This is a genomic window from Cytophagaceae bacterium ABcell3 (genome assembly GCA_030913385.1).
In the GTDB taxonomy this organism is placed as follows: Bacteria; Bacteroidota; Bacteroidia; order Cytophagales; family Cytophagaceae; genus ABcell3.
The window spans coordinates 660091-673658 of the sequence record CP133159.1; the positions used below are offsets into that span (position 1 = coordinate 660091).

Annotated in this window: 13 protein-coding genes; 7 read left to right on the forward strand and 6 right to left on the reverse strand. The window is 40.2% G+C overall.

Going from position 1 to position 13568, the window contains the following annotated elements; genetic code table 11:
- The first annotated feature begins 8 nt into the window (after positions 1-8).
- Positions 9-308 carry a hypothetical protein gene (locus RCC89_02790; protein ID WMJ72100.1) on the forward strand — a complete coding sequence of 100 codons (300 nt, stop codon included), beginning with the start codon at positions 9-11 and terminating at the stop codon, positions 306-308.
- 58 nt (positions 309-366) lie between these two features.
- Here RCC89_02790 and RCC89_02795 read toward each other — a convergent pair whose 3' ends face one another.
- Both RCC89_02795 and RCC89_02800 read right to left on the reverse strand, forming a co-directional pair.
- Positions 367-915 carry a DUF4136 domain-containing protein gene (locus tag RCC89_02795; protein ID WMJ72101.1) on the reverse strand — a complete coding sequence of 183 codons (549 nt, stop codon included), beginning with the start codon at positions 913-915 and terminating at the stop codon, positions 367-369.
- A 353-nt stretch (positions 916-1268) separates the two neighbouring features.
- On the reverse strand, positions 1269-1493 hold the full coding sequence (locus RCC89_02800; GenBank protein WMJ72102.1) for a hypothetical protein: 225 nt from the start codon (positions 1491-1493) through the stop codon (positions 1269-1271).
- A 140-nt stretch (positions 1494-1633) separates the two neighbouring features.
- Here RCC89_02800 and RCC89_02805 point away from each other — a divergent pair, with 140 nt between their 5' ends.
- The 3 genes from RCC89_02805 to RCC89_02815 all read left to right on the forward strand — a co-directional run bounded on the left by RCC89_02805 (position 1634) and on the right by RCC89_02815 (position 4584).
- The gene (locus RCC89_02805) at positions 1634-2248 is read left to right on the forward strand and encodes a hypothetical protein (protein WMJ72103.1); all 615 of its coding nucleotides are present in this window, start codon (positions 1634-1636) and stop codon (positions 2246-2248) included.
- 327 nt (positions 2249-2575) lie between these two features.
- Entirely contained in the window at positions 2576-4069 is a 1494-nt protein-coding gene (locus RCC89_02810) for an IMP dehydrogenase (GenBank protein WMJ72104.1), read from the forward strand.
- A 164-nt stretch (positions 4070-4233) separates the two neighbouring features.
- Positions 4234-4584: a hypothetical protein gene (locus RCC89_02815; GenBank protein WMJ72105.1), complete on the forward strand. Its 351-nt coding sequence runs from the start codon at positions 4234-4236 to the stop codon at positions 4582-4584.
- Positions 4585-4778: 194 nt separating this feature from the next.
- Here the strand turns inward: RCC89_02815 and RCC89_02820 are convergent, their stop codons facing one another.
- A complete protein-coding gene (locus RCC89_02820; GenBank protein WMJ72106.1) occupies positions 4779-5099 on the reverse strand; it encodes a 2Fe-2S iron-sulfur cluster-binding protein in 321 nt (106 codons plus the stop codon).
- Between the two features lie 11 nt (positions 5100-5110).
- Positions 5111-6115, reverse strand: a complete 1005-nt coding sequence (locus tag RCC89_02825) for an NAD(P)/FAD-dependent oxidoreductase (protein ID WMJ72107.1) — start codon at positions 6113-6115, stop codon at positions 5111-5113.
- Positions 6116-6520: 405 nt separating this feature from the next.
- Between RCC89_02825 and RCC89_02830 the strand changes: the two genes are divergently transcribed.
- Positions 6521-8038: a PAS domain S-box protein gene (locus RCC89_02830; protein WMJ72108.1), complete on the forward strand. Its 1518-nt coding sequence runs from the start codon at positions 6521-6523 to the stop codon at positions 8036-8038.
- Between the two features lie 200 nt (positions 8039-8238).
- On the opposite strand, the gene RCC89_02835 is transcribed toward RCC89_02830, so the two are convergent.
- Both RCC89_02835 and RCC89_02840 read right to left on the reverse strand, forming a co-directional pair.
- Complete coding sequence (locus RCC89_02835; protein WMJ72109.1) at positions 8239-9150, reverse strand: HAEPLYID family protein; 912 nt, start codon at positions 9148-9150, stop codon at positions 8239-8241.
- A 443-nt stretch (positions 9151-9593) separates the two neighbouring features.
- Positions 9594-9833 carry a copper chaperone gene (locus RCC89_02840; protein ID WMJ72110.1) on the reverse strand — a complete coding sequence of 80 codons (240 nt, stop codon included), beginning with the start codon at positions 9831-9833 and terminating at the stop codon, positions 9594-9596.
- Positions 9834-10775: 942 nt separating this feature from the next.
- Here RCC89_02840 and RCC89_02845 point away from each other — a divergent pair.
- Both RCC89_02845 and RCC89_02850 read left to right on the forward strand, forming a co-directional pair.
- Positions 10776-11411, forward strand: coding sequence for a DUF1449 family protein (locus RCC89_02845; protein WMJ72111.1), 636 nt, complete (start codon positions 10776-10778; stop codon positions 11409-11411).
- 35 nt (positions 11412-11446) lie between these two features.
- On the forward strand, positions 11447-13540 hold the full coding sequence (locus tag RCC89_02850) for a flotillin family protein (GenBank protein ID WMJ72112.1): 2094 nt from the start codon (positions 11447-11449) through the stop codon (positions 13538-13540).
- Positions 13541-13568: the final 28 nt, after the last annotated feature.

Consider the following 13568-nt stretch of genomic DNA (forward strand, 5'->3'; position numbering starts at 1 on the left):
ATATAACTATGGAGAGCTACATGCCAGTGCCTTGGGACTTTAGGGAAATGGTAGAAGAGGCAATTAAGCAGGAAGCCTCGGGAACTATCAATTATTTTGGAGAAAACGATGCCATACTTTCGGTAATGGGGGCAGTTGAAGAACAACAGGAAATCCCTGGTGAAGGGGAGTTTTTGGTAATGGATTCGGGAAAGCTTGTCCGTATGGATTTGGTGATTACCTTGTTTGGCAAGCCGGGGCCTGCTTTTGATAAGTATGATGGGTTTGCCAATGAATGCCTTTCTTGTACAGGAGGCTATGATTTATAAACAACAAAAGAGCCGACAAAGGCTCTTTTGTTTATTTTGCTTTTACTAAGGCAGGCCATTAACTTACATACTGTACTGTCTGTCTGATAGGAAATCTTTTGAAAATCTTATGAACGGTTTTAGAAATATTTCTTCCTGTAAACGTTCTGCTGTCTACTACATCTGAATAGGTGCCGCTCCAAACAATTTTATTTGTTTTCTGGTCTATAGCATTGATAGTGATAGTCGCATGTTGATAATGTATAGGGTATGTGTGATAACCTGCGACTCCCCAATGAGGCCCCCAGCCCCAACCCCACCATGGAGACATTCCCCATATAGGTTGCATGCCTACGGTTCTTCTTTTGTTGACTTTTACCTTGAAGTCCAACAAAAGATCTGGATTTATGCTGTCGCCCCTAAATCCGCGGTTATGCATTTCCCTATTAGCGGCATGGTGTATGTTTCCGTGAAGTATCGAACGAGGTTCCCCGTCATCTTCATGTTTGATCCATGCGTAAGTACGATAGTTTGTAAAATCTGCTCCAGCAACTTTGTCGGAATAGATGTTTCTGTTACATGCTCCTAATATTGGGATCAGTAGCAGTAAAAAATATAGCTTTTTCATTTGATGCAGTTGTTGACTTTTGAGAATTAACGTTAATGGGTGTGGGATTGGTTCTTTAAGCGCATTAAAAATGCATTAAAATAAGCGGGTTTAGGGGTTTATGTTCTCTAGGGTATTACTTGTTGGTGAAAAACACCAACAAGGGGGGGGGCTTTATGCTCATTAAAAATGCATTAAAATAAGTGGCCGGGGTTTATATTACTTGTTGGTGAAAAACACCAACAAGAGGGGGAGGGGAAAGCGGGGTAAAAAAGAAGTGCCTACGCTGGGGCAAGTTTTTTTTTAATTGAAATAGCCTTGACATAAAGCATGTCAAGGCTGTGGGTTATGTTCTAAGAGATGATTGTTGTTGTTTAATCCCCCTTATTTATCTTCTTGTCAGAAACAGGGCCTGAACCATATTTATAATGATCACCTCCTCCTTTGTTCTTATTTTTGGCACCGGCTGCGTTTGACACATCTCCTGGGTTGCCAGCTTCTTCTCTATATTTTTTCTTTTTGACCATGTCTATTTTTTCCATGCCTGCTCCCGGTGCATGTGACGGACGGTTCTGGTTTTCTTTATTTTTAGTTCCCATAATATATCGGTTTTTTAATCTTTATTTCATAAACATGAATTTTTTGTCTTATTGTTCATAGGCTGCTGTAGGTATGGTTAGGAGGTCGTTAAGAGAACGCAAAAGCTTCTCTTGTTGTTTTTATTTAAAAGCGGAAGACTATGAAGGTGGATGAAAAGTTGAAAGAAGTTGTAGAAAGGGAAAGCCAGGTTTTACAGGGGGAAGAAGGGAGAAGCGCTATATATTATAGCAGGAAAGCCTTTGATTATGCAGAAGAGGCGGAAGAAGCCTATAGGCAAGCCGTTGATAAGTTATTTGATGTTAACGGTTGGAGTGATATAGGTGGACTTACTACGGCCAAATTTTCTTTGTATGACCCAGATGGTAAACCTACAGATCATTTAGAGCTAGGATGTTTTGTTAAAGTTGAACTGCCTGGCCCTTTTCCTGAAAACTGGGTTAGGGTAAATGAGGTTTACGAAGAGGATTTTGTCGCAGAGTTTAAAGTACACCCTTCGCACAGTCCTCTAAATAAAGAGCATCAGGAAGTGGTAGATCATTTTTTTACGAGTGATGCAAGCAGTTCTTTTCGTGTTACATTGAAAGAGAAGCTACTTTCTGCCTATGAAATTGGAAGGGACGAATATATCAACAACCGTGACGAAGAGTCCGGAGACAGGAAAGTTACCAATACACTTATTTCTGAGGGTGGCTGGATGGCTTTCCAGAAAATTCAATGGCAGAGCTTAACGGATTATTTGGTAGGAGAATCTTAATAAAACCTTAAACTTGTGTAGCATGAGGAGGGGATTTCCCTCTTTTTTTAATGTGTTTTTGTGTAAAGAGTTGTTTACGCCAATAGAGGTTAATGGACACTTGCTTTTTGGCTTAGGGATAGAAGCGGCACCCCGCAGTCCCGACGATAGGAGGGCGAGGAGTATAGCGGATAGCCCGACCGAAGGGAAGCCCCTAAATCTATTCTTTTTATAGTACTTTGGAGAATATTTGTCTTTAATTGCAGAAATATCCTACTGGGACTATTCTGTTAACAGAAAAACTCATAATTTTGAATATTAAATGCTATTCATCAAAACAAGATAAAAATGGCCCGCTTCTTAAATGATATTTCCAGAACGTTTAGCGAATATTTGTTGATACCTGGTTTGACCACAAAGGAATGTATTCCAGATAATGTGTCTCTGAAAACACCTGTAGTGAAGTATAAGAAGGGAGAAGAACCTCCGATTCAGTTAAATATTCCATTTGTGTCGGCCATCATGCAATCGGTGTCTGATGACCAAATGGCCATTGCGCTAGCAAGGAACGGGGGGATGTCGTTTGTGTATGGCTCACAAACCATAGAGCGGCAGGCAGAAATGGTTAGGAGGGTCAAAAAGTTTAAGGCAGGATTTGTAATTAGTGATGCCAATTTGACCCCTGAGCATACACTAAAGGATGTGGTGGCGCTGAAAGCGAAAACCGGCTACTCTACGGTAGGTATTACGGAAGACGGATCCTCGCATGGAAAGCTGCTGGGTATTGTTACGAGCAGAGACTATAGAGAGGGACGGGACAAGCCAGATAAGAAAATCAAAGATTTTATGACGCCTTTTTCACGTCTGGTTTACGGCAAGTTGGGTATGACGCTTCGTGAAGCAAATGACTTGATCTGGGATAATAAACTGAACAGTATACCTATTATTGATGATAAACAAAATTTAAGGTACTTGGTGTTCAGAAAGGACTATGAAAATCATAAAGAACACCCTCTTGAGCTTTCTGATAGCAATAAGAAACTGATGGTTGGTGCTGGTATCAATACCAGAGATTATGAAGAAAGGGTTGCTGCTTTAATAGAGGCGGGAGCCGATGTGCTGTGTGTTGATTCTTCTGATGGGTTTTCGGAATATCAGAGTGAAACCATAAAGTATATTAAAGAAAAATATGGCGAAGAGGTAAAGATAGGCGGTGGTAATGTAGTAGACAAAGAAGGTTTTCTTTATCTGGTAGAAGCTGGTGCGGATTTTATAAAAGTTGGTATCGGAGGGGGGTCCATATGTATTACAAGGGAACAAAAAGGTATTGGAAGAGGGCAGGCTACGGCTATTGTGGAAGTTGCTCAAGCAAGGGATGAGTATTTCAAGGAAACAGGTATCTATGTTCCACTTTGTAGTGATGGGGGTATTGTTCAGGACTACCACATGGTGCTTGCCCTTGCTATGGGTGCTGATTTCTTAATGATGGGCCGCTATTTTGCGCGTTTTGACGAGAGCCCAACTAAAAAATTAAAAGTCGGTAATAATTATGTAAAAGAATACTGGGGTGAGGGATCGAACCGTGCCCGTAACTGGCAGCGCTATGATGCAGGGGGAAAAGAAGGTCTTAAATTTGAGGAGGGCGTGGATAGCTACGTACCTTACGCAGGTAAACTTAAAGATAACCTTGATATTACCTTAGGAAAAATTAAATCTACTATGTGCAGTTGCGGTGCTATCACAATTCCCGAACTGCAGGAAAAAGCAAAAATAACCTTAGTTTCGTCTACATCTATTATTGAAGGCGGGGCACATGATGTGATTTTGAAGGATAATATTTGATAGAGTTTATTACTATAAGTGATTTAAAAGCCTCTGGAAGTATTCAGGGGCTTTTTTGTTACGATAAAAAATGCGGTGGAGTAACAATTTGATATTGCTTGCGGTATGGTGGAGAGTTTACTTTTCTTGTAAAGGTATTTTTTTGTAACAATTCATATAGCCATATGAAGCATTTAATAATTCTATTTTTTGTGTTTGTCCTAGTAAGCTGTAAGAAAGAAGGTGTAGTGGAAAGGGGCACTGGTGGCCATGCCGTTGTTTATGCAGGAGAAACATATCGTTATGCCACAGGAGTTGTAGGGGAAGGTGATGCTATGCGTATTGTAGAGCAGGCAGAGCATTATGAGATCAGTGAAGTTAGAATAGAGGACAATGAAGCCGTATATTATTATAAACCGGCTGCGGGATTTTCTGGCGAAGAGAAAATGGTGTTCGAAGTTATTAGATGGGAAGGCTCTACTAAGATCTATCACAGCTTTTTTATTACCATAGAAGTTAAAGAAGAGGAAGACTAATGTATATGGTATATATGGCAATACTGGTTTACTAAAGTTGATTTTGTTTTGAGGCTTTATGTGATCTGGTTTATTGAAAATGTATTAGTAGTAGGTTCTATAAGCCTCTAGATTAATTCTGGGGCTTAAAAAAAGGCTTCTTTAGTATAAGAAGCCTTTTTTTGATAGGTAAACTGTTGAAAAAATAAACCTTTTTACTCTTCCTGTTCGGCCATAAGCTTAAAGCGCATGCCGTTCAGTTCTGGAGATATGCGGATTTGACAGGACAGGCGGCTATCAGGACTTGCATCAGGCAAAGTGTCCAACATGTCCAGCTCCTCATCGCCAGGTTCTCCTAAGTCCCCTGCGCCCTGTGCCTCCACATGACAAGTGGCACACAAAGCCATGCCTCCGCAGGTGGCCAAAATATTATATTCTGAGGCCTTTAATACTTCCATCAGGCTCAGGTTTATATCTTCTGGGACTTCTACATTCTGGACGTTTCCGTCTCTGTCTTCTACTTCAAAAGTGATCATATTGCCTGGTTTTAGAATGTATTGACACCGTTTACTGTTGTGTATTTAAAACTCAGTTTTTTGTCAGGGTAAACAAATTTAAAGGCACTCTGAGCCATTAGAGCCGCCTCATGGAAACCACATAGGATCAATTTCAGTTTGCCCGGATAGGTGTTGATGTCACCAATGGCAAACACGCCAGGAATGTTGGTGCTATAGTCAAAAGTGTCTACCTCAATGGCGCACTTGTCAATGTTCAGCCCCCAGTCGGCCATAGGGCCTAATTTAGGGCTTAAACCAAACAGCGGGATGAGGTGGTCTGCCTGCAATTCTTTTATCGCTTTGTCTTTGCCTACCACTGAAACAGAGCTCAAAACACCGTTACCGTCCAACGCTTTTAGGTTGCTGCTTAGCAGCAGGTCAATTTTTCCTGATTTTGCTAACTCAAATACTTTTTCAGCAGAGTCTGGTGCGCCACGGAAGGTTTCGTTTCTGTGAATAAGCGTTACTTTTTCTGCCACATCAGAAAGGAAAATTGTCCAGTCTAGTGCAGAGTCGCCGCCTCCTGCGATTACTAGCTTTTTGTTTCTGTACTGCTCCGGATCTTTAACCATGTACGAAACACCTTTGCCTTCAAACCTGTCCAAGTTTTCAATGGCTGGCTTTCTTGGTTCAAAGCACCCAAGCCCTGCGGCTATTACCACTACTTTTGTATGGATAGTGGTATTGTCAGAAGTAGTTAGTATGAAGGAACCATCTTCTTGCTTTTCCAGCGCGTTTACCCTTTCTCCTAGGGTGAAAGTCGGTTTAAATGGTTCGATCTGTTTCATCAGATTGTCTACTAACTCCTGCGCCTTTACTTCTGGAAAACCAGGGATGTCGTAGATAGGCTTTTTAGGGTATATTTCAGAAAGCTGACCACCCACTTGTGGAAGGACATCTACCAAATGGCAGCGCATTTTCAGAAGCCCTGCTTCAAACACGGCAAATAAACCAACGGGGCCAGCCCCTATTATGCATATATCTGTAGTTATCATTTTTTATAGGAGTTTGTTCTAAAAAAAGAAAGTGTTTAAAAATTGACGCTATACCTTAGGGTCTCAACATATAGAACAACAACAATAGCCGAATAGATTCCTATACTCGTTAATGAATATACCTGCAGGGTAGCGGGATTTGAGGCTCCCTGCTTTTGTTAGTGGCAAATCTTTCATGTTCGGAATTTTGTTTTGTTGATGTGTAAATTTACAAATAATGTTTTGTATATGCAATAATATTCCACATTGTTCAAAATAAAATTTCGCCTATGAGGTTCCGGTGATTTTATTTGATCCATTTGTCTTGATTGGGCAATTTTTTTGGAGTGGTTTGGAAAAACTATTTGTGGGCGTTGCGGTTATGAAGTTATTGTCTTCGACAGGAATGAGGAAAAACAGATTTTTATGTATTCTGAAGAAAATTTTAAGCATTTTTTAGAATTTGGCCCTGATGCAATAATAATTATTGACGGTAGTGGTGAAATAGTATTGGTTAATCAACAAACTGAAAACCTTTTTCAGTACTCGAGAGAAGAGCTGCTTGGGCAAAAAATTGAAACCCTTATTCCCAAAAATGTCCATGAGAAACACGTAGAAGAGAGAAATGTATACATAAATAACCCAGTAATAAGGCCGATGGGACATCCTGGTCGTAATCTGGTCGGCAGGAAAAAAGATGGCTCAGAGGTGAAGGTTGAAATTAGTTTGAGTCCAGTACATGTTAAGGGGGGCGCACTTTTTATAATTTCTACCATTCGGGATGTGTCTGAAAGGTTTAAGATGGAAAAAAAGCTGGTAGAAGCGCAAAATATGTTTGAAAAGATATTTGAATCTTCTCTTCATGGTATTATAAAACTTAAAAGTGTCCGTGATCAGGATGGGAATATAGTTGATTTTACTTATCAGTTGGTTAATAAAGCCTCTGAAGCGCATATAAAGAGGAAAAGAGAAGATGTTTTAGGGAAGAAGATTGGTGAACTCTTCCCTTTATTAAAAGAAAATGGGGTTTTTGATGCTTATGTTGAAACCGTTAAGACTGGTGTATCCCGCACTGTCGAGTTTTTGTATGATAAAAATGAAATCAATGCATGGTTTAAATCAAATATCATTAAAGAAGGTGATGGGGTTATTGCTTCATTTGATGATGTAACAGCAAGAAAGGAGTATCAGCAGAATCTTGAAAAAATAAACCATGAACTTGAGGAAAGGGTAAAAGATAGGACAAAGGAGCTTTCCAAAACGAACGAAAAACTTATTTATGTGAATCAAAAACTTGACAAATATGCCTACCTTATTTCTCACGATCTAAAAGCTCCTTTAAGTAATATAGAAGGTTTGGCAAGTATGGTCAAAGCAGACTATCAAGGAAAAGCACTCGACCAAGAAGGGGTAGAGATGCTAGGAATGATGGAAGCTAAGGTTCATGATATGAAAGACATTATAACTAACCTGCTTCAGGCGGCGAAGGATGAGATTAAGGACAAAGAGCTGGTAGACTTGTATCAAGAAGCGCAAAAGGCTGTACGGACGCTTGACCCTCCACCTCATTTCCATATTTTTATTCAGCATAACTTGCCTGTTGTAAAGTACCAGAAGAGTTCTATTGTTCAAATTTTTCAGAATCTTATTGGTAATTCTATAAAATACATGGACAAGAAGTCTCCTTTAATTACTGTCTCTTGTAAAGAAGCTGAAGCTTATTATATGATATGCGTGACTGATAATGGGTCAGGGATTCCCGAGGACAAACTTCCTAAAGTCTTTGAACTTTTTGAGAAAGCGCATGAAGGTCAGGTGAAGGATAGTCATGGTATTGGCCTGTCGATTGTAAAACAGCTTGTGGAGCAAAATGGGGGAGAAGTTTGGGTAGAAAGTGTTTATGGGAATGAAACAAAGTTTCATTTTTCAATTCCTAAAAGGTAGATAAGGCTGGGTATGTTAACCTGAATAACTTCAAATCAGTCGCGTCTTTCACATTTTATCTTAACCATAGCGTTGCTATGCTTTGCGACCTCAAAGTGCTGACCTCTTGTTGTTTTGCTCCTAATGATGAAATTTATCGGCACAACTTAGGCTAAAGGAATAAAAAAGGAGCCAGTGATTAGCTCCTTTATCTGCTTTGTCTACCCATGCTTGATCACCTTGTGATGGCGGTGCTTGTGCCCAGGTTCCCATATTATACGGGTAAACATACTCATTCGTTCGTTTTCTCTGAAAGCAGGAATGCCAGCAACGATACCTATTAGGAAGTTGTCCGTAATTCCCAACCTCATTTGTGGCCTTATGGTCATATCAAAGTCGCCTGGTTGCCAAATCTTATTAAACTCTATACCAATAAAGTTTCTAGTTCCAGGCAACATATAATGTAAGTTCGTATTTACATGATAATGAGCATGTAGGTGCGGGTCGCCAAAGTGTTGATAGACCATTGGGCCTGTGTACACAAGCGTATGGTAATTCATGCCCCAACGTTTTGCTGCAATGAAAAACGGGTTATAAACATTGCCGGTGAGCAGTGGATTGCCAAACTCACGAAATGTGTTAAATTCGACCTCGTTAATATACCCTAAAGCCATTGAGGTCTTCCATTTTTCATTCACTAAAAAAGTCCATTGAACAGCCGTTTTAAGCCCGTTGATTTTGGACCCAGGGGCGTCACTTGCCCTTTGCCCGTTTTTGTATGAGCCGATAATGGTAAATGGCACTTCTATTTCAAAACCCACTCGGTCAAAAGGCGCCCATTCATATTCTACGAGTGCTTCATATTCGTCGTAAGAAACATTATCTGTCATACCAAAGGCCACGTTCCATTCCTTTTCACCTTTGCGTGCGCCCAGGTCACGAATAAGGTCTATGTAAAGAGGCTCGGCATGCAGTATTTTGGCCGGTTCTTTTCTTTCTTCTACTTCGTAAATGTATAGACTGTCTACTATTCTACTGTCCAAATAAACAGTATCGGATTGGGCTATAGCTGCTGCACTGCATAAGCTTAGCAAAGTGCCTAGGATGCACTTTTTTACATTGTTGCCCCTCATTGTGTTGGTTGCGTATCTATGGTGCTATGGTTTGTTAAAAATACTTTTTTGTAGTAAAGCAGAAAGCTTTTGGGCAAGGAGGCGACTGCCTTTGTATGCCCGCATATACGGTTTCATTTTATTTTGAGATGGTGTTTTTTTTAAATGCTAACGCCGTTGTTTGATAATTTTGTTAAGCTAGTAAATATTTATTTTTTTATTGAAATTGTATAGTTGGATAGACGGTTTTAATAGAATTTTAATTTCTATACTTTGTTTATCGTCAGTGGATTGCAAGGAAGAGCGTTGCTGTTAATGAATGGCTACTTTTAGGATTAATATGGGGTAGTTGTTGCTATAGTTTTAAAAAAGTAGAGCCCGTTTATATACGGACTCCGATAACATGTTTTTATTAGTTTTATGCGTAAAGTTTGGCTAAAGAGCCCTCTCGTTACCTAGTGGACTTATAGGTCATGGCCGCCTATGGCTATAATGCGTAAGTTTTCAGCTTCGTACCCTGTTTCACGAAATATTTTTATAATCACATCAGGAGTAATTTCTTCTCCTGATACACTAAGGATGTTTTCTTCACTTTCCAAATCGAGCTTCCACTTGCTTATCAACTCCTCTTTGTCTAGCGCTGTTGATACTTTTGCAAGGTCTTTTTCATTGTCTATATTGGTCTTGAATTTCAATATATTCATAGTGATTAGTCTTTTTATATTAACCCTTTGCGTGAGGCAAATGTTAACGTTATTGTGGTATTATTAACAGCCCCCACCCCACCTCTTGTTGGTGTTTTCACCAACAAACCTTCCCGCAAAGGCTGCACCCAACATTTTAGCTATGAAAAGATGGGCAGCATATAAAGCCCGAGCAAAAAGAGGGGAATGATTTCTTGCATTTAAAGCCATTAACGCCAACGGTGCAGCCATATATAATATTCCATAACCTCATTGTATACTGTGGCCTTTTTGCCTATCTATTGAGGTGTTTTTGTTCCGCCCCTATCGGGGCTAAATGCTGATTTCAGACTCTTTCTACCGATATTCCGTCCCTATCGGGACTGGTAAAAGTTGTTTAATTTCCCTCCTCCCTCTTGTTGGTGTTTTCACCAACAAACCATCCCGCCTAGGCAGCACCCAACATTTTAGCTAATTAAGATGGGCAACATATTAAGCCGAGCAGCAAAAAAAGGAAACATTTTCTGTCATTTAAAATCAATTATAGCGCCAACGGTGCGCAATATATAACAATGGGCAATAGACAACAGCCTTTTTAAAACCCCGAAGGGGCGCAATAAGAAAACGGTACCTTATAGGTAAAAATGGGGATATTATTTTCTTTAAGAATTTTCTTGGCAACACCTATTTTGTCTATAATTATATTGTCCCTAAAAGGGCATTTAAGCTCCACTCCCCCCTTCAAGTGGTTATCAACCCTTGGAGGGGTTGAAAAAAGTTTTTTAGCTCAAAAAAATATTTTCTATTCCTGTTAAATTTTTTGAACAAAAGGTTTTGGTTGCCGTATAAATCATCGCTCAAAAGTTCGATTTGCCTTGCGTTACAGTAGGTCAACAAATAAAAATCCTCGTTCTGTTTGCGCATATTTTGCTTTTTATTAATTTAGGGCTTCTTTATTTAGCGATGTTAGAAATATTCTCAGAATCACTTAAACCGGTCAATTTGCCGGGTACATTTATACTCATAATCGTCCTCTGCTATTGGATTGTTAATTTTTTAGGACTTTTTGATCTCGAAATGTTTGATACTGGAGATATCGAATCAGGCAAAGGAGGTACAGATACCGGCTCTGGTGGAATGGTTTCATCTGCCGCTGAATTTTTTCATTTCGGAGATGCTCCTGTGACAATTGTCATCAGTTTTTTTGCCCTTTTCTTCTGGGCAGGCTCATTGCTGACAAACCATTACTTGCACAATGAATTTATGCTGATCGCACTTTTGGTATATGTGCCTAATATTATTGTCAGCCTTTTATTAACTAAAATTTTCGTCAAGCCTGTATCAAAGCTTTACAGTAAACTGAAAAGTCAAGAGGCGCAGGTGGTAGACTTTTCTGGATCTGTTTGTACCGTAATTATTGGTTCGTCAGAGGGGCGCATGGGGCAGGGAGAGATAAACGAAAACGGTAATAGCTTCAGGGTGAATATCAGGGCTACTGCTGGAAATTCCTTGTCTAGGGGCGATACAGCTTTGCTTATTGAGGTAGGAGAAAACGGGGTTTACTTGGCCGAACCTTATGTTGAAACAATGCAATCTTAAAACCGCAACATATTTACTAATCAATTACTAAAGTTATGTTTGAAAGTGTAATTCTAACCACCATACTGGCGGTGGTGTTTTTCTTTTTTATGGCAGTAGCACTTGCCGTAAAATGGTACCACAAAATGCCTCAGGGCAAAGCTATTGTCCGTACTGGGGCTGGTGGTACAAAGGTCAGCTTTACGGCCATGTTCGTCATCCCTGTCCTTCATAAGAAGGAAATTATGGATGTTTCGTTGAAAATGCTGGAAATTGGCAGGATGGGCAAAGACGGCCTTATCTGTAAAGACAACATAAGGGCAGACATTAAAGTGGCCTTTTTTGTAAGGGTAAATAAGGCGGTGGAAGACGTTATTAAAGTAGCGCAAACCATTGGTTGTGACAGGGCTTCGCACAGGGAAACGCTAATTGCAATTTTTGATGCTAAGTTTTCTGAGGCACTTAAAACTGTCGGAAGAAGGTTTGATTTTGTGGACCTTTATTCTGACCGTGATAGGTTTAAGCAGGAAATACTTGATATCATAGGTACTGAACTTAACGGATATCATCTAGATGATTGCGCCATTGACTATTTGGAGCAGACGTCTATGGAGTTCTTGAAAGCAGATAATGTTCTTGACTCTCGCGGTATCAAAAAAATTACAGAGATAACTGCTGAGCAGAAAGTGCTGGCAAACCAGATTAAGAGGGACGAAGAGAAGGTTATTAAAAAGCAAGATGTAGAGGCACAGGAAGCTATTCTTGAACTTAACAGACAGCTGACTGAAAGTGAAGAAAGGCAACAGCGTGAAATCTCTATCATAAAGTCTCGTGAAAGAGCAGAAGCTGATAAAGTACAGTCTGAAGAAAAGCAAAAATCTGAACTTGCAAGGATCAGGTCTGAAGAAGAAGTGGCCATTGCCGAGGAGAATAAGAAGAGACAGGTGATTGTGGCAGCTAAGAGCAAAGAAAGAACAGAGGCTATTGAGACCGAAAGGGTAGAGAAAGATAAGATGTTGGAAGCAACCGAAAGAGAAAAACTGGTGTCTCTAGCTCAGATAGAAAAAGACAAAACGCTGGAAGAAGAGAAGAAAAACATGCAGGATGTGATCCGCGAGCGTGTTATGCTTGAGAAGACAGTGGTAGAACAAGAAGAGAAAATTAAAGACACTAAAGCGCTTGCTGAAGCAACTAGGCAGAAAGAAGTTGCCCTTACACTTGCATTGACAGAGGCTGAGGAGCAGAAGTTGAAAGAGATCAAGCAAGCCGAAGCGCACAAGCTATCTGCTGAACTTAAGTCTCAGCAACAACTGATAGAAGCAGAAGCAGATCAGAAAGCTTCTGAGAAACAAGCTGAAGCTAGAAGACAATTGGCAGAAGCGACTATCGTGGAAGAATCAACTGCTGGAATGGCAGAAGTGAAAGTAATTGAGGCGAAAGCTAACGCTATTGAGAAACAAGGTGCTGCTGAAGCCAATATTATGGAAAAGAAAGCTTTGGCAGAAGCAAGGGGCATCGAAGCAAAAGCTACGGCAGAAGAGAAGAAGGGTATGGCAGAAGCAAGTGTGCTAAACAAGAAAATGGTGGCCGAAGCCAAAGGTATCGAAGAGAAAGCAAGTGCTATGAAGAAGCTAGACGGTGTTGGCAAAGAGCACGAAGAATTCAGGCTTAACCTTGAAAAACAAAAAGAAATCGAATTGGCTCAGATCAGTATCAATAAGGATATTGCTGATGCTCAGGCTAAGGTTATCGGAGAGGCGCTTAGGGCTGCCAAAATTGATATCGTTGGTGGTGAGACTATGTTCTTTGACAAGATCATTGGCTCTATTACTTCTGGTAAATCTGTAGATTCATTTGTTCAAAACAGCATCGTTGCCGGAGATGTGAAGAAGGCATTGTTGGGCGATGGAAGTAAAGGAAATATCATTCAGAGGATCCAGGAGTTTATGACTTCCAATGCTATTTCCATAGAAGATGTGAAAAACCTGACTATTACCGCATTCTTCGGAAAGCTGATGGCTCAGACTGTTGACCCTGACTTTAAAGCTTCTCTGTCTGCCTTGCTCGGTGATGCGCAGAAAGCTGGACTGGCCAACAAAACAGTTTCATCTCTTGGGCTTAACGGAGCTTCTGTTGCCAAAGAAAACTAGTAGCTCTAACCTGAAATACCTAATAGAA

Excerpts from the sequence above, each read along its gene's own strand:
- RCC89_02790 (WMJ72100.1), top strand. The coding sequence starts at position 9 with ATGGAGAGCTACATGCCAGTGCCTTGGGACTTTAGGGAAATGGTAGAA.
- RCC89_02795 (WMJ72101.1), bottom strand. The coding sequence starts at position 915 with ATGAAAAAGCTATATTTTTTACTGCTACTGATCCCAATATTAGGAGCA.
- RCC89_02800 (WMJ72102.1), bottom strand. The coding sequence starts at position 1,493 with ATGGGAACTAAAAATAAAGAAAACCAGAACCGTCCGTCACATGCACCG.
- RCC89_02805 (WMJ72103.1), top strand. The coding sequence starts at position 1,634 with ATGAAGGTGGATGAAAAGTTGAAAGAAGTTGTAGAAAGGGAAAGCCAG.
- RCC89_02810 (WMJ72104.1), top strand. The coding sequence starts at position 2,576 with ATGGCCCGCTTCTTAAATGATATTTCCAGAACGTTTAGCGAATATTTG.
- RCC89_02815 (WMJ72105.1), top strand. The coding sequence starts at position 4,234 with ATGAAGCATTTAATAATTCTATTTTTTGTGTTTGTCCTAGTAAGCTGT.
- RCC89_02820 (WMJ72106.1), bottom strand. The coding sequence starts at position 5,099 with ATGATCACTTTTGAAGTAGAAGACAGAGACGGAAACGTCCAGAATGTA.
- RCC89_02825 (WMJ72107.1), bottom strand. The coding sequence starts at position 6,115 with ATGATAACTACAGATATATGCATAATAGGGGCTGGCCCCGTTGGTTTA.
- RCC89_02830 (WMJ72108.1), top strand. The coding sequence starts at position 6,521 with ATGTATTCTGAAGAAAATTTTAAGCATTTTTTAGAATTTGGCCCTGAT.
- RCC89_02835 (WMJ72109.1), bottom strand. The coding sequence starts at position 9,150 with ATGAGGGGCAACAATGTAAAAAAGTGCATCCTAGGCACTTTGCTAAGC.
- RCC89_02840 (WMJ72110.1), bottom strand. The coding sequence starts at position 9,833 with ATGAATATATTGAAATTCAAGACCAATATAGACAATGAAAAAGACCTT.
- RCC89_02845 (WMJ72111.1), top strand. The coding sequence starts at position 10,776 with ATGTTAGAAATATTCTCAGAATCACTTAAACCGGTCAATTTGCCGGGT.
- RCC89_02850 (WMJ72112.1), top strand. The coding sequence starts at position 11,447 with ATGTTTGAAAGTGTAATTCTAACCACCATACTGGCGGTGGTGTTTTTC.